Raw genomic sequence first — 17,593 nt, 5'->3', positions numbered from 1 at the left:
CGCGCTCCTTATTCGCCGGGTTGCTGCTTGGCGGCTTCGGCCTCTGCGCCCGAAGCCTTGGTGCCGCGACGGCGGAACAGCGCGCCGATCCGCTGGCCGCCTTCGACGAGGCCGCCGGGGAGGAAGATGACCACCAGCATGAAGAGGATGCCGAGGGTCAGGTGCCAGCCCTTGCCGACGAAGGGGTAGACGATGGCGACGAAGAAATCCTCGAGCCCGTCGGGCATGAAGGCGAACCAGCTGTGCAGGACGCTTTCGTTGATCTTGGAGAGGATGTTCTCGAAGTACTTGATCATGCCTGCGCCCAGCACCGGCCCGATCAGGGTGCCCGCGCCGCCGAGGATGGTCATCAGCACCACTTCGCCCGAGGCAGTCCACTGCATCCGCTCGGCGCCTGCCAGCGGGTCCATCGCCGCCATGAGGCCGCCTGCGAGCCCGGCATACATGCCCGAGATCACGAAGGCCGCGAGGGTGTAGGGCTTGGGGTTGAGGCCGGTGTAGTTCATCCGGGTCTGGTTGGACTTGATCGCCCGCAGCATCATGCCGAAGGGCGAGCGGAAGATGCGGATGGCGAGGTAGAAGGCCACCAGCATGACCACGGCGCAGAAGTAGTAGCCCGCAGAGAAGGTGAAGGACCACGGCCCGATCACGAGGTCATAGGCCGAGCGCATTTCGAGGCCGAACAGGTTTGTGACCGGGATCGAGCCATCGGCGGCCGAGGAGCTGCCGAGGATGCGCGGATCGCTCAGGGTGAGCTGGAGGCCGGTTTCGCCGTTGGTGATGGGCGTGAGCACCGAGTAGGCCAGCGCGAAGGACATCTGCGCGAAGGCCAGCGTGAGGATCGAGAAGTAGATCCCCGAGCGGCGCAGCGAGACATAGCCGATGACCAGCGCGAAGAGGCCCGCGACCAGCACCGAGAGGATGATCGCCGGGAGGATGTTCATCGACAGCAGCTTGAACATCCAGACCGCCGAATAGCTGCCCACCCCGAGGAAGGCCGCGTGGCCGAAGGAGAGGTAGCCGGTGAGGCCGAAGAGGATGTTGAAGCCGATGGCGAAGATCCCGAAGATCACGAAGCGCTGCATCAGGTCCGGGTAGCCCGCGTTGAACTGCGCCATGGCGCTGTCGGTGGGGAAGGGGTTGAGGATGAAGGGGGCCAGCATGGTGAGTGCGAGCACCACCAGCAGCAGGTTGACGTCTTTTTTGTTCAGTCCGAGCATTGTCTTAGTCCTCCATCACGCCTTTGCGCCCCATCAGACCGCGCGGACGGGTCAGAAGGATGATGATGGCGACGAGGTAGATGATGATCTGGTTGATCCCGGGCAGGGTGGTGGTGGCCCAGGTGGTGGAGGCGAAACTTTCGAGGATGCCGAGCAGGAAGCCTGCGAGCACGGCGCCGGGCAGAGAGCCCATGCCGCCGACGACGACCACCACGAAGGAGAGCACGAGGAAGTCCATGCCCATGTGGTAGTTCGGCGCGTTGATCGGCCCGTACATCACCCCCGCGAGGCCCGCCACGGCGGCGGCGAGGCCGAACATGAAGGTGAAGCGCTTGTCGATGTCGATGCCCAAGAGCCCCACGGTTTCGCGGTCGGCCATGCCGGCGCGCACCACCATGCCGAAGGTGGTGAATTGCAGGAAGGCAAAGACCCCGGCGATAATGAGGGCAGCAAAGCAGAAGTACACGATCCGCCAGACCGGGTAGACCACGCCCGGCAGCACCTGGGCCACGCCCGAGAGCGCCTCGGGGGCCGGGGTCTGGATCGGGTTGGCGCCGTAGTAGTACTTGATGATCTCCTGAAGCACGATGGCGAGGCCGAAGGTCACGAGGATCTGGTCGGCGTGGGGGCGCTTGTAGAAGTGCTTGATGAGGCCGCGTTCCATGACGTAGCCGACCATCAGCATGACCGGGATCGTCAGCAGAATGGCCAGCGGCACTGACCAGTCCTGTATCGCCGACCCCGCGCTTTCGCCGAACCAGTCCTGCAGGTAGGGCATCTTGACCTTCAGCGGGTTGCCGAGAAAGTCTTTCTGGGTGTCGTCCACGACCTCATGGGAGAGGTTGAGCAGGCGCTGCAGCGTGACGGCGCAGAAGGCCCCGATCATGAACAGCGCCCCGTGGGCGAAGTTGACCACGCCGAGCGTGCCGAAAATGAGCGTCAGGCCAAGGGCGATGAGCGCATAGGCGCTGCCCTTGTCGAGACCGTTCAGGATTTGAAGTAGGATAGCGTCCATCGTCCCCACCTTGAGAGTGGCCCCATCGCGCCCGTTGCGGATGTGGCCTGAGTTCTAGTGTTGCCGGTCGCGCGACAGCATCTGCTCCGCGCGTTTGGCCTCGACAGGTCCCTTTTGGGAGTTTTTGCGGTTGTTGCCGGGCTTTTGCCCCGGGCCCCGCAGCGCTGCGGGGGAGGGGTGGGGGGCGACGCGCGCCGCCCCCCGCTTGGTGCCTGAGCGATCAGGCGCCGTTGTTGCAGGTCCCGAGGTCGCCACCGGCGAACATGGGGTGGTCGGGCTCGTACCAGACCTGGTCCACGGGGGTGACTTCGACCACTTCGAGCAGGTCGAACTCGGAGGTCGGGTTCTCCTTGCCCTTGGTGACCAGCACGTCCTTGAAGCACTGGTGGTCGGCGGCGCGGTACAGCGTTTTGCCGTTGCCCAGGCCGTCGAACACGAGGCCCGAGTTGCTCTCGCTGTCGATCCCGTCGAGCGAGGAGCCATCGCCCTCGAGCGCGGCCACGACGGCGCAGGGCTCGAAGGTGCCGGCGCGTTCGACGGCGTCGGCATAGAGCAGGGTCTGCACGTAGCAGGTGTGCGCAGCCTGGCTCGGCGGGAAGCCGTATTTGGTGCCGAAGGACTTCACGAAGGCCTTGGTGCCCTCGTCCTGCAGCGACCACTGCCAGTTGCACGAGCCGAGGATGCCCTTGATGTTCTCGCCCGCACCCTTGGCCATCAGCTCGGAGTAGAGCGGCACGACGATCTCGAATTGCTTGCCGTTGACCATCTTGTCACGCAGGCCGAACTGCACGGCGTTGGTGAGCGAGTTCACCATGTTCCCGCCGTAGTGGTTGAGCACCAGCACATCGGCGCCGGAGTTCAGCACGGGCGCGATGTAGGACGAGAAGTCGGTCGCTGCCAGCGGGGTCAGCACGTTCTCGACGGTTTCCCAGCCGAGGGCTTCGGTGGAGGCCTGGATCGACTCCTGCTGGGTCCAGCCCCAGGTGTAGTCGGCGGTCAGGTGGTAGGCGCGGCGCTCCTTGCCATACTCGTTGGCCAGCACCGGAGCCAGGGCGGCGCCGGACATGTAGGCGTCGAAGAAGTGACGGAAGCCGTTGGCCTTCTTGTCCTTGCCGGTGGTGTCGTTGGAGTGGGTCAGGCCGGCCATGAAGATGACGCCTGCTTCCTGGCAGAGGCCCTGGACGGCCACGGCCACACCGGAGGACGAGCCGCCGGAGATCATCACCGCGCCGTCCTTCTCGATCATCGACTTGGCGGAGGCACGGGCGGCGTCGGACTTGGTCTGGGTGTCGCCGGTGACGTAGGCGACCTTCTTGCCGAGGATGCCGTTGCCCTTGAGGTTCTTGTTGGAGAAGGTGTTGATCATGCCACCGTCGCCTTCACCGTTCAGGTGCTCGACGGCCAGCTCGAAGGCGCGCAGCTCGTCGGCACCCTCGTCGGCGTAGGGGCCGGACTGGGGCACGTTGAAGCCCAGCGTCACGGTGTCGCCGGTCGGCTCGTTGACATAGGCGTTGGCGCGGCTGGTGAAGATCGTGGGCAGTGCGAGGCCCGCACCGGCAACGGCGCCGGTTTTCAGCACGCCACGGCGTGTGAACTTGGATGTCGACATGGATGTCCTCCCGTTTGTGTCTGCGGCACCTCTGGGCTCCTCCCGTGACGCGCCGCTGCCCCTTTTCAGGGCTGCGTCATTATCGGGTGCGCGGGGCAAATCTGGCAACAAGCTCTTTCGGCACAACGTTTTTTCTGTAAATAATTTGTCAAACACTGGGGCGATGTTGTAAAAATCTTGTCGCGCGGGTGCAGAAGCGCGTTGAAAAGACGGGAGAAAAGCGGTGGCGAAGAACGTTCTCACAGGCAGCCGAATCCGCGCCCGGCGGGCTGACCTCGGTGTGAAGCAGAGCGCCCTGGCCGGGCGAGTCGGGATCTCGCCCTCCTACCTCAACCTCATCGAGCACAACCGGCGCAGAATCGGCGGGAAATTGCTGGTCGCGCTGGCCCGCGCGCTGGAGACGGAGCCGATGGCGCTTTCGGAAGGGGCGGAGGCGGCGCTGGTCGACGCGCTGCGCGAAGCGGCGCTGGAGCGCCCGCGCGAAGGCAGCGCGGAGAACGCGGCGATGAGCGAGGCGGAGCTGGAGCGGGTGGAGGAATTTGCCGGGCGCTTTCCGGGCTGGGCCGCCCTGCTGGCCGAGACCCGCGCCCGGGTGCTGGAGGCCGAGCGCAGCGTCGAGGCGCTGTCGGACCGGCTCAGCCACGACCCGCAGCTGAGCGCCAGCCTGCACGAGATGCTCTCGTCGGTGACGGCGATCCGCTCGACCGCCGCGATCCTCGCGGAGACGCCCGACCTCGAGGGCGACTGGCTGGCCCGCTTCCACCGCAACATCAACGACGACAGCGCCCGGCTGGCCGAGAGCGCCGAGGGGCTGGTGCGCTATCTCGACGATGGCGGCGGCGAGGAGGCGGGGGCGGGCACGCCGCAGGAGGAGGTGGAGGCCTGGCTGGGGCGGCGGGGCTTCCACCTTGCGGAGCTGGAGGCGGGGGAGGCTGGGGAGGCAGGGGAGACGGCGGCGAGCGCGCGCCTGCTGGAGGAGGCCCGCACCTCGGGCGCGCTGAAGGGCGGCGCGGCGCAGAGCATGGCGGCGGCGCGGCTCGCGCTCTACCGCAACGACGCCGCGGCCCTGCCGCTGGTGGCGTTCGCCGAAGCGGCCGCGGCGGCGGGCTATGATCCGAGCCTGCTGGCGGCGCAGTTCGACGTGCCGTTGGAGGCCGTGCTGCGCCGGCTGGCCAGCCTGCCGCGCGAGGGCCTGCCCGGCGAGATCGGGCTGGTGAGCTGCGATGGCTCGGGCACGCTGACCTTCCGCAAGCCGGTCTCGGGCTTTCCGATGCCCCGGTTCGGCGCGGCCTGCGCGCTCTGGCCGCTCTACACCGCGCTCACCCGGCCCACGCTGGGGGTGCGGGCGGTGGTGGAGATGGCGGGCCGCAGCCCGCGCCGCTTTACCGCCTTTGCCATGTGCCGCCCGGTCGCCGACATGGGCTTTGGCCGCCCGCAGGTCTTCGAGGCGAACATGCTGCTGCTCGATGAAGGCTTCGGCGCGGCGCGGGAGGCGGGGGAGGTGCTGGAGCTTGGCTCGTCCTGTCGGATCTGCCCGCGGGAGGCCTGCCCGGCGCGGCGGGAGCCGTCGATCATCGGGCGGCAGGAGTAGGGGCTGGCGGGGTGGCGGGACAAGTCCCGCCCTACGGATGTGGAAACGGGCCGCGCAGTGGCGGCCCGTTCTCTTGTGGGCTGGCGGGGGATGGCGGGACAAGCCCCGCCCTACGGCCTCAGCCGATCAGGGCGCCGTCGTCACGGGTGACCTGGATCACCGCCGAGCGGGGCAGGCCCTCGCCATCGGGCCAGGAGCCGCCGGGGTGCTGGATGCCGACGAACATGGTGCGCCGATCCGCCGACCAGCAGAGGCCGGTGACCTCGGAGCCCTTGGGGCCGGTGAGGAAGCGGGCGATCTCGCCGGTCACCGGGTCACCCACCAGCATCTGGTTGTTGCCCATGCCGGCGAAGTCCTCTTCGTTGCTGTCGTCGCCATCGGTCTGGATCCAGAGCAGGCCGTTGCTGTCGAACGCCATGCCGTCGGGGGAGTTGAACATGTTGCCCGCGGTCACGTTGTCGGACCCGCCGTAATTGTTGTCGGGGTAGACATCGGGGTTGCCGGCCATGACGTAGAGATCCCAGTCGAAGGTCTCGGAGGCGTGGTCGTCATCGTGCGGGCGCCAGCGCACGATCTGGCCGTAGTTGTTGCTCTCGCGCGGGTTGGGGCCGTTGACCTCGCCCGCCGAAGCGCCGCGCCGGGAGTTGTTGGTGAGGCAGCAGTAGGCCTCGATGGCGTGGGGGTTGGCGGAGATCCACTCGGGGCGGTCCATGGTGGTGGCGCCCACGGCGGAGGCGGCCATGCGGGCGAAGATCACCACCTCGGCCAGATCGGCCATGCCGGTGCTTTCGGGCGTCAGCGGCAGCCATGCGCCGGTGCCGTCGTCGTTGAACTGCGCGGCAAAGAGGGTGCCCTCGTCGAGCAGTCCCTCGGTGGAGGCGCCGGGCGCCCAGGTGCCGTTGGAGACGAACTTGTACATGAACTCGCCGCGCTCGTCGTCGCCCATGTAGACCACCACGCGCCCGTCGGCGGCCAGCACCACCTCGGCATTCTCATGCTTGAAGCGGCCAAGGCCGGTGTGCTTGACGGGGGTGCTTTCGGGGTCTGTCGGGTCGATCTCGACAACCCAGCCGGCGCGGTGCGGCTCGTTGGGGTTGGCCGTCACGTCGAAGCGGGCGTCGTGCTTGTGGTAGTCGTAGCCGAAGCCGTCGGCGCCGATGCCGTAGCGCTCGTAGCCTGCCATCACCTTCTCGTCGAAGCCCTCGAAGGCGCCGGTGGCGCCGAAGTAGCCGTTGAAGTTTTCTTCGCAGGTCAGGTAGGTGCCCCAGGGCGTCTTGCCGGAGCCGCAGTTGTTGAAGGTGCCGAGCGAGGCGGTGCCGGTGGCATCGGCCTCGGTTTGCAGCAGGGCGTGGCCTGCGGCGGGGCCTGCGATGGTCATCGGGGTGTTGTGGTGCAGGCGGCGGTTGAACGGGCTGTCGAGCACGACCGAATAGCCGTCGGCGCCGGGGGCGACTTCCATCACCGTGACGCCCTGAAGGTTTTGCAGCTTGAGCACATCATCGGCCCCGGCGGGCACGCCTTCCTGCGCGGCGGGGAGGTTGATGTCGTTGTTGGTGTATTCGGAGTTCACCGCGATGATCTCGTGGCCGTCGAAGGAGAACAGCTCCATGCCATCGGTGTTTTCACCGAAGACCGCATCGGAGCCTTCCAGCGCGCCGCCCTCGGCCAGGTCATAGCCCTCGGCGGAGGACATCAGCGGGTCGCCCCAGCGGGTGAGCACCTTCCACGAATAGCCCTCGGGCACGTGTACGGTCTCGTCGGTCTGGGCGGCGATGGGGGTGAAGGGGAAGCGGGAGGCCATGGCGTGGCTCTCGGCCAGCGCGGTGGAACCTTTCAGCAGGCCGGTGCCCATGACGGCGGCGCCGGAGCCGAAGGCGAGGACCGAGCCGAGGAAGCCGCGGCGGGAGAGGGCGCGCTCGACCACGCGGTCGAAGTCGTTCTCGGCGGGGCGGGGGAAGTTGACCTCGTCCCAGTCGTCGAAGGAGAGGTTGTGCTTGTGGTCGGTCATGATGGGGGCTCCCTGGCGTATGGCTTGGATGCAAGCGGTCCGGCCCTCCCTAGGCAGCGCCGGAGACGGTTTTGTGACCTGAGAGTAACGGCTGGATGACACTCTGGCTTACGCTAGGGAAGGGAGGGGCCGGGAAAGGCGGAATGTCGCCGTGTCGGGGGCTGGTTTGGGGGATGGCAGGGTGGTGCCGGGCTTGGCGGCGTTCGATCTTGCGGCGGTTCGACTGGGGTGCGGCGAGGGCGGCGCAACCGGGTGACTGCTCGCGGAGGCGCGGCAGGCGGGCGACGTTGGCGGTTGGCGGCGCGAAAGGCGGCAGAGTTGGGGAGCGTGCGGCGGTAGTGGGCGGCGGTAGTGGGCATGCTGTGTCTTTACTGCCGCAGGGGAAACCCGGGCCGCTCTGGGCGCGTAATTAACATTTGAAGGAGGCCGGGAGATAGGCGATTTCTTGCCGACGAGGGAATTCGAGCAAGGACGTCACATGACCCAAAGAAATTTTGCCGCCGCGCTGCTCATGAGCACGGCGCTCCCGGGACTGCTTTCGGCAGCGCCAGTGCCGGCGCCGATCATCGACACCGACACCCAGCTGTCGACGATGGACCTGAGAGGCGGCTATATTCATACTTGGGGTGGTTCAGCGACCCATGCGTACGGCCAGACCTTCACCTTCGACAAGGACGTCAGCCTGCGGAGTGTCGCATTCGAGATCGACTCCGATGCGACAGAAATAGATTACGACTTGCGTGTGTTCGCTTGGGACGCGGCAAGCCGGTACGCGCTGGGCGAAGCATTGGCGGCCGGTAGTGGAACGACGTCGTCGCTGGATGAGCCTGCGATTGTCCTGACCGAGGTTGGGCCTGTGACGCTTGGCGCCGGACAGTATATTATCTTTCTCCATGCGCGGTCTCCAGGGCGTGCAAACTGGACCGCTACTGCCGGGGACGTGTACGAGGGCGGCGAGTTCTTTTATCAACACTATGGCGACGACGAAGAGGCGTGGACCACTCGAACTTGGACCTGGTACACCCATGCAGACCTCGCTTTCGACCTGCTCTTCGGCCCGGCCGTCAAGCCGCTCGACGAACTCGCGGCGGCGAGCGTCGGGGCGAGCCAGATCATCGTGGCCGATGGCCGGTCGCTGATTTCGTCCCGCGCGAGCGACTCGTTTGCGGCACGCGCCAACAGTCTGCCCTACACGCTGGGCACCAAGACCGCGCCGGGCGGTGACGACTGGCTGAAGGGCAATGTCTACACCTGGGTCGATTTCAACGGGTTCTACGCCGATGACGACTCGGCGGACCGCAGCTTTCGCGGGGCCGGGGTGCAGGTTGGTGCGGATATGGAGCTGTCGCCGGGGCTGATTGCCGGTCTGTCGCTCGGGGCCGACACCATCGCCACCGCGACAGGCACCTTCAGCCACGAGGGCGACATGATCTACCTCCAGCCCTACCTCGCCTATCGCAGCGGCGCCTGGGCAGGCGAGGCCTCGGTGATCCTCGGCAAGGGCAGCTTCGACCAGTCGAATGCCGGAACCACCGGCGAGGGCGAAAGCCGCCTGCGGGCGCTGACCCTGCGCGGGAGCTACGACATTGCCTATGCGGGCGCCACGATCACCCCGTCGCTGGGGCTGACCTACGGCACCCAGACGGTGGAAGGCACCGGCGGCGCGCTGGCGGGCACTGGCGAGCAGTCGGTTGATTTCAGCCAGTTTTCCCTGGGTGCGCGCTATGCCCGCCCGTTCGGTGACGGCGCCTACTTCGTGGGTGTCTATGCCGATCACAGCGACACCGATGCCCCGACCGAGACCGTGTCGGAACTGCTGGTGGACGAGGGCTGGACCGGCCGCGTGGAAGTGGGCGGCAGCTTTGCCACCCGGGGCGGCTACGGAATTGACACCTCGGTGCAGCTCGGCGGCCTCGGCGGCGACCTGAAGCAGGTTTCGGGCGGGCTGAAGGTGAGCTTCCGGTTCTGAGCCGAAACGGACGAGAGATGCAGGGGGCCGTCCTTCGGGGCGGCCCTTTTCGTGTGCGGCTCTCAGCCGAAGGTGGCGATGAAGGCGCGGTGGAGGGCGAGGTCGAGATCGTCCATCGTGACCGGCAGGCCGAGGTCCACCAGCGAGGTGACGCCGTGGCCGGAGATGCCGCAGGGGGTGATGCCCGAGAAGTGCTCGAGGTCGGGCTCGAGGTTGATCGAGATGCCGTGGAACGACACCCAGCGGCGCAGGCGGATGCCGATGGCGGCGATCTTGTCTTCGCGGGGCGAGCCGTCGGGGAGGGGGGGCTTGTCGGGGCGGGGAATCCAGATGCCCACGCGCCCCGCGCGGCGCTCGCCGGTCAGGCCGAACTCGGCGAGGGTGGCGATGATCCAGGCTTCGAGCCGGTGCACGAAGGCGCGCACGTCGCGGCCCCGCTCGGCAAGGTCGAGCATGGTATAGGCCACGCGCTGGCCCGGCCCGTGGTAGGTGTACTGCCCGCCCCGGCCCGAGGCATGGACCGGAAAGCGGTTTGGCGCGAGCAGATCGCTCTCCTGCGCCGAGGTGCCGGCGGTGTAGAGCGGCGGGTGTTCGACGAGCCAGACCGCCTCGGAGGCGGTGCCGGCACGGATCGCGGCGGCGCGGGCTTCCATCTCGGAAACCGCCGCGTCGTAGCCCGTGAGCCCATGGGATGTGATCCACTCCACCATGGGCTCAGATATGCGCTTTGCGCCGGGAGAATCCAGCCCCGACATTGAGGGCGAAAAGGGTGAAAAAACCGCTTTTCATCGGGCCGGGCTTTCGCTAGAAGCCCTGCACCAAGTCAAGACGTGCGGTCGTGGCGGAATTGGTAGACGCGCAGCGTTGAGGTCGCTGTGGGGTAACACCCGTGGAAGTTCGAGTCTTCTCGACCGCACCATTCTCACAAGGTCCAGTGGCGCTGCCACGTGCGACGGTGAGAGCGAACCGGCCCCCTTTTCATGTTGATCGACACGAGCTTCGGCACGGCGTTTCCGTGCCTTGCTGCGAAGCCTGATTGGCTTGCGAAACCCTTTTGAAATCAGATGCTTGCTGCGGTCAAACCCGCAGCTGCGACGAGCCGGAGGTGATGGTGCCGCCATGGCTGGTCTTGGAGCCGACCATGGCGACGGGCCTGCCGTTCACCCGGCAGGCGGCGCTGCCGGTGAGGATGGTGGCGCCGCAGGCGGTGGTGTCGCCGACGAGGGCAACGGGCGTGCCTTCGCGCAGCGGGCCGCCCGAGGCGGTGACGATGGTGTTGGGGCCGCATTTGGGGCAGGCGTGGGAATCTCCGAGGCGGGCGGCGGGCTTCATCGGGTGGCCTCCTGCGCGCGGTCGCGGGCTTCGGAGATGCAGGAGATGTCGGTGGCCAGCGGGTAGAGTTCGCGCATCCCCCGCCCACGCGGGCCGAAGGCGGCGGCGGTGGCGATGCGCAGGCCGAGATGGTCGACTGCGAGGTCGCCATCGGGGTGGGTGATGGTCAGGCGGTCGGGCGCGGTCAGGGTGGTTTGCACCGCGATGGTCTTTGCGGGCTCCAGCTCGACGGGATCACCATCGGAGGTCTGGCCCGTCTGTGCGGGCAGGGTCATTTCGGTGTCGGAGAGGGTGAAGGCGTGCTGCTGGAGCAGCAGGCCGATGTAGTCGCCATGAAAGGCGGCGGCCTCGGTGATGGGGGCGAGGCAGCGGGCGTCCAGCCCGGCGACGGGGCGGAGCCGGTCGTCGGGGCGCAGGCCGAGGTAGTCGTGGGGCACGGCCGCGAGGGTGAAGCCGCCATCGGCGTTGCGCGAGAGTTCGAGCAGGCCGCGCACGGGTGCATCGGCGCCGCTTTCATGGACCTCGATGGAGACCGTCTCGCCGGTGGCGCTCTGGCGGATGCGGGCGGCGGCCAGCTTGGGCTCGTGGAGGCCGATGGAAACCAGCCCGTGGGCGGTGAGGGTGAGCGCGGTTTCACCGCTGGCCTCGACGAAGAGGCCGGTGACCGGCTGGGCTTCAACCTGGGTCTGAGCCTGGGCCTGCGCCGGGGCGGCAAGGAGCAGGAGGGCGAGACACAGCCGCTTCATCGGATGACCTTCAGCCGGGGGGCAAGCTCGGGCGCGGCCGCGGCGGTCTTGTCGAGGATCTCGCTGTACCAGGGCGCGCCGGGCCAGCTGCCGGGGGGGACGACCCAGCTTTGCAGGCCGCGGAAGGAGGTTTCCATCAGCGGATGCTCGACCGGCGCGGTTTCGAGGCCGAGGCTGTCGCGCAGGCGCAGGAAGGAGATGGCCGCGATCGGCCAGAGGAAATGCGCCTCCTGGCTGATCTCGTGGCCCGAGGAGACATCGGTGGAAAAGTTCTCCTGATCGGTCTGCAGGGTTTGCAGCTGGGCGTCGCAGAGCTCGCGGGCCCATTCGGCGGCGCGGGCCGGGTCGGTCTCTGTCAGGCCGATGCGGGCGGCGTCGAGCCAGAAGCGGTCGGGGGGGACGTGGAAGCTTTCCCAGTCGATGGCCTCGCCCCGGGCGGCGGCGAGGGCCTCGAGCGCGAAGACGCCGATCCTGGAGGGGCGGGTGAAGTAGCCGGTGCTGCCCTCGGGCGGCTCGTAGCGGCCCGATTGCAGCACGGCGAGGGCGATCTCTTCGGTCGGGGCGCGCAGGTCGTCGCGCCCGGTGGCGATGAGTTGCAGCAGGGTTTCGCCGTAGCCGGCGAGCGGCGGGGTGAGCTGGCGCGGGTTGCTCTCGAACAGGAAGTGCTCGCCGACGTGCAGCAGGAACTGGATGCGTTGCGAGAGATCGAGGCTCGCGGCCCGCGCCTCCTGCCGCTCGATGACCCAGTAGCCGAAGTGCGACAGCGGGGCGGTCACAAGGGCGCGGCCGGAGCTGAGCCCTGCGACCGGGTGATAATCGCCGTTGCCGTCGAGATAATACTCCATGTCCTCGATCCCGTCCTGGACCGAGGGGTAGGTGAGCACGTCGCCATCGTAGAGCGAGAGCGACTCCTTCACCGGGGTTTCTGAGAGATCCATCTTTACCATGCCTCTGTTATCAGTTCGCCCACCGGGTTGCCTTGCAGGTCGAGCTCCACCTTGGTCAAGATGGATGTGACATCTCCGGCGGCGGCGGCTTGCTGAAACTCCTGTATTTCGCGACGATTGCCGATCAGGTCTTCCCAGCTTCGGCCCGTGGTTCTGTCTCTGGCGACGGCATCGCGGGCGCGCTGGATGCCGGTGAGGGCGCGGTTTGCGGCGCCCTGGATATAGCCGCTTTCCTGCTGTGCGGCGCTCAGGCGCGGAAAGGGCACCTCGTTGCCCATGCGGGATTTGACCTCGATCGCCACCCAGCGCGGGGCAGGGGGCCGGGGGGCGGTGATCTTGGTGATGACGTCGAGGCCGTGGCCGGACTTGTTCTGGAGCTGGATGGTGCTGCCCAGCGTCATGTTGCGCATGTTGAAGGTGCCGTCGGCGGTGCGGAAGCTGTGGTTGAGCTGGCCGCCGCGCAGGGCGCGCAGCACCGCGGTCTCGCCGAAGCGGCCCACGGCCTGGCTGAGATTGAACAGGAAGGTCTTGCCGCCCATCCGCAGCGCGTCGGCCACCTTCACCATCTCCTCGTTGCTGCCGATGACAGTGGCGAAGTTTGCCTTGGCCCCGGCGGGGCAGGTGATGACGATCTTCCACTTGTTGCGCATGTTCGGGTATTTCTGGAACTCGAACCGGAACCCGGCGCGGGCCAGTTCGCCCACGAGGTTGACCACGGTGCCGCCGCGCAGCTTGTCGAACCGCCCCATCTCAGCCTCCCGTGAAGTCTTCGACGACCGTGGCGTCGGCGGGGCCGAGCAGCGCATTGGGGTCGCCGTAGTTGAGGCCGACGGGGATGACGGCCAGCGCCCGCCACTTGCCCTTGAGGCCGACGGCGATGTTGATCATCGAATAGGCGGTGCGGGCGGCCTTCTCGCCGTCTTCATCGCCGATGGCGCCGCCGAGGAAGGCGGCGGCCTCTTCCAGCGGGTTCACGCCGCGGCCTTCGTTCACGCCGAGATAGCCGGTGCCGAGCGCAACGGCATCGGACAGCTCGATGGCAAGCACGAGGATCGCGGCGGCCCGCAGCGCAATGGTGCCCGCCGCCACCACCGCGCCGACGCCCGAGACCAGCGCCAGCACCGTCACCGCGGCCATGGCGGCGTTGAAGGCGTAGCCGGCCCAGCGGGCAAAATCCTGCTCGATCTGGATCGCTTCCTTCAGGCGGCGGGCAAGCTGTTGCAGCTCGCCGTCGCTGAGGGAGTTCGGGTCGACGCTGGCGGAAAAGTGGATCCGGTCGACCGAGCGGAAGATGTTGCCGGGCGTGGTGTAGAAGATCGCGGGTTCGTAGCTTTCGAAGAACCACGGGTTGCTCGAGACGTGATCTGTCCAGCCGTAGGAGGCGGCGTAGGGGGTGCCGATGGGGTTGAAGACCGTTTCGTAGTGCCCGTCGCGCCCCTCGCCGGGGTAGAACAGCGCGGCGGTCTTGATCCGCTCTTCGCGGCCGTGGACATCTTCATAGGCGTCCATGAACCTCATCCAGAACTTGGTGAAGCTGTTGCCGTTCATCGCCACGATCCGGTCGACCGAGAGCGCCGTGGCCGGGTTGGGCAGGCCGAGGGCGCGGTCCATGTCGCCCATGCCGCTGGTGGGGTCGTAGGCGGCGTAGGTGTCGGTGCCGCAGGTGCCAGTAGGGCAATCCTGCGGGTCGCTGTCGGCGACGTTCTGCGGCTCCATCGGCTCCATGCTCAGGCCTCCTTTGCAACCAGCGCGCTGCGCAGCGCGTGAACGACTTTTTGCTCGCGATCGGAGCGGTAGAGCGCGCCCCAGTGGGGCAGCAGCGGGTCATCCCAGAAGTGGATGCCGAAGAGGTCGGCGGCGAGCACATGAAGCTGCACGCCCTCGACGGTGGAAAAGCCGAGTGTCATCGCATCGCTGTAGGCCTGCTGGACGAAGCTGCGCAGGGTCTCGCCATCGACCCCGGTGCCCGCGCCGTCATGGGCGGCCTGGAGGTGCGCGAAGAGATCATCCCAGTCGAGGCCGGCGGCGTTGAGCCTTGCACAGAGCGCGATGCGCCCGGCGCGGCCGCGCGCCAGCGGGTCGGCCTCCCAGCGATCGCGGCTCTCGCTGAGGAAGGTGCCGATTGCGGTCATGTCCTTGATCGCGGGGGCCATGACTTGGGCGTTGACCATCTGGCGGGCGGGTTCGTGGCGCGGGTCGTCGAGCACGCCGATGCCCCATGCGGTGCGCAGGAAGGCGATCCGCATGGCCAGCAGCCCGCTGCGCCGCCCCAGCTCGCTGGCGCGTTCGTAGCTGAGGCCGACGATATTGCGCCCGGCGTCATGCGCCTCGTCGGGGTCGGAAAAGGGCGCGAACCGCTTGGGAAACCGGCTCTGGAGCTGGGCAGAGCCGTCATCGAGGAACTCTTCGAACCGCCCGGTCCTGAACCGGTCGAGGATGTCGGAGGTGAGCTGCATCAGATCACGATGGCCGCGCTGCCGTCGCCGTTGGCGGCGATCACCGCGCCGATATCCTGGGTGAAGGCGCTGAACTCGGAAGGGGGCAGCACCGGCACCACCCGGCGGAGGGTTTCGGGGGCATAGAAGCGGAACACGTACCAGCGGTCTTCATCGGGGTTGTAGAGCTGGGTGAACTTGCGGAAGTGGGCGCGGAGCTGGGTCATGCTGCGGGTCGTGCGCAGCCAGACGCCCCAGCCCTTGCCCCAGGACTCCTCGATCAGCCAGTCAGCCGCCCGCGAGCCGGGCTCGACCTCGGCGATGTAGGGCGCGTGACGGGCAAAATCATCGGCGGACTGGCCCTGGTAGAGGCAGAGGCTGGGGCAGTCGATCCCTTCGAGCACCACGCCGAAGTCGGGCCGCTTGGCGGCTTCGATCAGGATGAAGGTGCCGGGCTTCGACTTCTTGGCGGGGCCCTGCATCAGCGTGCGGGCGCCGGTGCGCGGCTCGACCGCGCCGAAGAGGAGCGCATCCAGCGCCTCGCGGGGGCTGTCACCGAGCGGGATGCGCCGCATCTGCCCGCGCTCCCTCACCGCCTGTTCTGCCTGCTCCTGTCGCGACATTGCGGCCTACTCGTCCGTCAGTTTCTGGATGCAGACCTGCGCAAGATCGAGGCCCTCGTTGATCGCGCTCTCGAGGCTGCGGATCTGGTCGGGCGCGCCGGAGGTGACGTTGACCGGCCCCTTCAGCTCGATCTTGGGCGCGCGGATGACGACGCCGCTGTTGTTGATCTCGATGGTGCCACCGGGCCCGCCGATGATGAACTTGTCCTTGGCGTGGAGCACCTGCACGCTGGAGCGCTGAAACAGCTTCTGCCCCACGGCGACCTCGGAGTTGCCCTCGATCTTCTGGTAGTGATGGCCGCCGACCTCTTCCTGGTGGTTGGCGTAGGTGGCCTCGATGCGGTGGTTGTTGACGTAGTCGAAGCTGTCCTTGTCAACCTGCCGCTCGGAGTTGCGCAGCACGGTCTTGCGCTCGTCGCGGGCGATGGTCTCGACATGATCGCGCCCGACATCGATCTGCTTGTCCTGCCCGACGCGCTCCTTCTGGTCGACGCCCACGACCTTGGTGCGGTTGTTGCCGATCTGGTGAGATTCGTTGTTCTTGATGAAGGTGTTGTGGTCTTTCTCGGCGTGAAGAAAGATCTCCTCCTCGTCCTTCTCGTCCTCGAAGCGCAGCTCGTTGTAACCGTCGCCTTCGTGGGTGTCGGTCTTGAAGGTGGAGCGGGTCTTGTGCTTGGGCAGCTCGTAGGGAACGTCGTTGCGGCCGTTGTAGACGCAGCCCGTGACCAGCGGCTTGTCGGGGTCGCCCTCGAGGAATTCGACCACAACCTCCATGCCGATCCGGGGGATGACCATGCCGCCCCAGCCCTTGCCGGCCCAGTTCTGGCTGACCCGGCAGCGCATGGAATAGGCATCTTCGAGATCCCAGTGAAAGCGCACCAGAATACGGCCGTACTCGTCGCAGTCGATCTCGCCATCGCCCACCACGCGGGCGGTTTGCGGCCCGTGCACCACGGGCTGGGCGGTCTTGCGGACCGGGGCAAAGGGGGCCGAAACCGGAGTGAGCAGGTAGGCGCCGTTGTAGGCGCGCTCTTCGCCCTCGGCGGGGGTGCTGCCCGAGCGGTAGCTCTCGGCGGTAAAATCGTGATGCGCCTCGAGGCAGAGGTGCTGCTCGCCCATGGTCAGCTCGCTGTGATCGCCCGCCGCGACGCAGCGCATCCCGGACTTGAGGCTGATGACATCGCCGAGCGCGTGGGTGCGCCGATCGGCACTGCGTTCCTGCGCCGAGCGCAGCACCGCCACCTCGGTGCCCTCGCCGGTGTCGGGGTATCCGCCGGGGTAGTCGTAGCTTTCGATTTCGCCGTGATCGTGCACCGCATCGCCGAGCTGCTCGGTGATCATCTGGGAGCCGGGGATCTTGAAGTTGTAGTCGGTCAGCTTGATCTTGCCGGTGGTGATCTCGCGGGCACGGCGCCAGGCCCAGAAGTGCTCTTCGTCCTTGCGGAAGAACTCCTCGACCGCGCGAAACTCGCGCACGCCGCCCGGCAGCTCGCCCATGGCCTCGTGATCGTCGGTCAGCACGAGGCAATGGTTTCCGCCCTCATGCTCGAAGTGGTAGCTGATCCCGAAACGCTCCATCAGGCGGCAGGCAAAGGCGAGGTCGCTCTCGCGGTACTGAACGGTGTATTCGAGCTTGGGGTAGTTGGCGCTCAGGGCCTGCCGGTGGGTGGAGGGGCCGGCGTGGGACCATTGCTGGAGCACCTCCTCCAGAATTTCATCGACCGACATGTCGTGAAAGATGCGCTGCTGGCGGCGCTTGCCGGCGAGCCAGAACCATGGCCGCAGCACCAGCTCGAACTCTTCGCCCGTGATGTCCTCGCGGATGTACTGGATCTGGGTGACGATGCCATCGAAGGGGGCGGCGCCATGGGACACGGTGTGGAGGAAGACCGTCGCGTGGTTGCCCAGCAGCGCATCGAAGTCGAGCCCGCGACGGGCAGTCACGCGCAGCCGATACTCGAACAGATCGTTGACCTTGTCGGTGCCCGAGAACTTCACCAGCAGCAGGTGATCCTTGCCCAGTGCCGTTTCCAGCCAGCCCAGGTTGTGGTCCTGCGTGAAAACACCATGCATGAACGTCGTTCCCGAAAATATCTGC

General features: G+C 67.1%; 15 protein-coding genes and 1 tRNA gene. 3 read left to right on the top strand and 13 right to left on the bottom strand.

Going from position 1 to position 17,593, the window contains the following annotated elements:
• Positions 1–8: 8 nt before the first annotated feature.
• The 3 genes from GTH22_RS09145 to GTH22_RS09135 all read right to left on the bottom strand — a co-directional run bounded on the left by GTH22_RS09145 (position 9) and on the right by GTH22_RS09135 (position 3,844).
• Complete coding sequence (locus GTH22_RS09145) at positions 9–1,220, bottom strand: branched-chain amino acid ABC transporter permease (protein WP_252944882.1); 1,212 nt, start codon at positions 1,218–1,220, stop codon at positions 9–11.
• Between the two features lie 4 nt (positions 1,221–1,224).
• Positions 1,225–2,235, bottom strand: coding sequence for a branched-chain amino acid ABC transporter permease (locus tag GTH22_RS09140; protein WP_252944881.1), 1,011 nt, complete (start codon positions 2,233–2,235; stop codon positions 1,225–1,227).
• A 220-nt stretch (positions 2,236–2,455) separates the two neighbouring features.
• Positions 2,456–3,844, bottom strand: coding sequence for a substrate-binding protein (locus tag GTH22_RS09135; protein ID WP_252944880.1), 1,389 nt, complete (start codon positions 3,842–3,844; stop codon positions 2,456–2,458).
• A 223-nt stretch (positions 3,845–4,067) separates the two neighbouring features.
• On the opposite strand from GTH22_RS09135, the gene GTH22_RS09130 reads away from it, so the two are divergent.
• Positions 4,068–5,435, top strand: a complete 1,368-nt coding sequence (locus GTH22_RS09130) for a short-chain fatty acyl-CoA regulator family protein (RefSeq protein ID WP_252944879.1) — start codon at positions 4,068–4,070, stop codon at positions 5,433–5,435.
• 118 nt (positions 5,436–5,553) lie between these two features.
• Here GTH22_RS09130 and GTH22_RS09125 read toward each other — a convergent pair whose 3' ends face one another.
• A complete protein-coding gene (locus tag GTH22_RS09125; RefSeq protein ID WP_252944878.1) occupies positions 5,554–7,443 on the bottom strand; it encodes a PhoX family phosphatase in 1,890 nt (629 codons plus the stop codon).
• 478 nt (positions 7,444–7,921) lie between these two features.
• Between GTH22_RS09125 and GTH22_RS09120 the strand changes: the two genes are divergently transcribed.
• A complete protein-coding gene (locus GTH22_RS09120) occupies positions 7,922–9,412 on the top strand; it encodes an autotransporter outer membrane beta-barrel domain-containing protein (RefSeq protein ID WP_252944877.1) in 1,491 nt (496 codons plus the stop codon).
• Positions 9,413–9,474: 62 nt separating this feature from the next.
• On the opposite strand, the gene lipB is transcribed toward GTH22_RS09120, so the two are convergent.
• The gene (gene lipB, locus GTH22_RS09115) at positions 9,475–10,167 is read right to left on the bottom strand and encodes a lipoyl(octanoyl) transferase LipB (RefSeq protein ID WP_256471569.1); all 693 of its coding nucleotides are present in this window, start codon (positions 10,165–10,167) and stop codon (positions 9,475–9,477) included.
• Positions 10,168–10,244: 77 nt separating this feature from the next.
• On the opposite strand from lipB, the gene GTH22_RS09110 reads away from it, so the two are divergent.
• A tRNA-Leu gene (locus tag GTH22_RS09110) sits at positions 10,245–10,331 on the top strand.
• A gap of 158 nt (positions 10,332–10,489) precedes the next feature.
• On the opposite strand, the gene GTH22_RS09105 is transcribed toward GTH22_RS09110, so the two are convergent.
• From GTH22_RS09105 to GTH22_RS09070, 8 genes are read right to left on the bottom strand one after another with little or no spacing between them, the layout of a single operon-like run.
• Positions 10,490–10,744 carry a PAAR domain-containing protein gene (locus tag GTH22_RS09105; protein WP_252944875.1) on the bottom strand — a complete coding sequence of 85 codons (255 nt, stop codon included), beginning with the start codon at positions 10,742–10,744 and terminating at the stop codon, positions 10,490–10,492.
• A complete protein-coding gene (locus GTH22_RS09100; RefSeq protein WP_252944874.1) occupies positions 10,741–11,490 on the bottom strand; it encodes a hypothetical protein in 750 nt (249 codons plus the stop codon). Before GTH22_RS09100 ends, GTH22_RS09105 begins: the two co-directional genes overlap by 4 nt.
• On the bottom strand, positions 11,487–12,437 hold the full coding sequence (locus GTH22_RS09095) for a hypothetical protein (protein WP_252944873.1): 951 nt from the start codon (positions 12,435–12,437) through the stop codon (positions 11,487–11,489). Before GTH22_RS09095 ends, GTH22_RS09100 begins: the two co-directional genes overlap by 4 nt.
• A complete protein-coding gene (locus GTH22_RS09090; RefSeq protein WP_252944872.1) occupies positions 12,431–13,186 on the bottom strand; it encodes a hypothetical protein in 756 nt (251 codons plus the stop codon). Before GTH22_RS09090 ends, GTH22_RS09095 begins: the two co-directional genes overlap by 7 nt.
• Before the next feature lies 1 nt (position 13,187).
• Positions 13,188–14,162, bottom strand: a complete 975-nt coding sequence (locus GTH22_RS09085; RefSeq protein WP_252944871.1) for a hypothetical protein — start codon at positions 14,160–14,162, stop codon at positions 13,188–13,190.
• 2 nt (positions 14,163–14,164) lie between these two features.
• The gene (locus GTH22_RS09080; RefSeq protein ID WP_252944870.1) at positions 14,165–14,893 is read right to left on the bottom strand and encodes a hypothetical protein; all 729 of its coding nucleotides are present in this window, start codon (positions 14,891–14,893) and stop codon (positions 14,165–14,167) included.
• A complete protein-coding gene (locus GTH22_RS09075) occupies positions 14,893–15,447 on the bottom strand; it encodes a DUF4123 domain-containing protein (protein WP_252944869.1) in 555 nt (184 codons plus the stop codon). Before GTH22_RS09075 ends, GTH22_RS09080 begins: the two co-directional genes overlap by 1 nt.
• A 54-nt stretch (positions 15,448–15,501) precedes the next feature.
• A complete protein-coding gene (locus GTH22_RS09070; protein ID WP_252944868.1) occupies positions 15,502–17,568 on the bottom strand; it encodes a type VI secretion system Vgr family protein in 2,067 nt (688 codons plus the stop codon).
• Positions 17,569–17,593: the final 25 nt, after the last annotated feature.

Source organism: Oceanicola sp. 502str15 (genome assembly GCF_024105635.1).
GTDB lineage: Bacteria > Pseudomonadota > Alphaproteobacteria > Rhodobacterales > Rhodobacteraceae > Vannielia.
The sequence above is the reverse complement of the archived record's forward strand: the minus strand, read 5'-3'. Positions and strand labels throughout refer to the sequence as shown.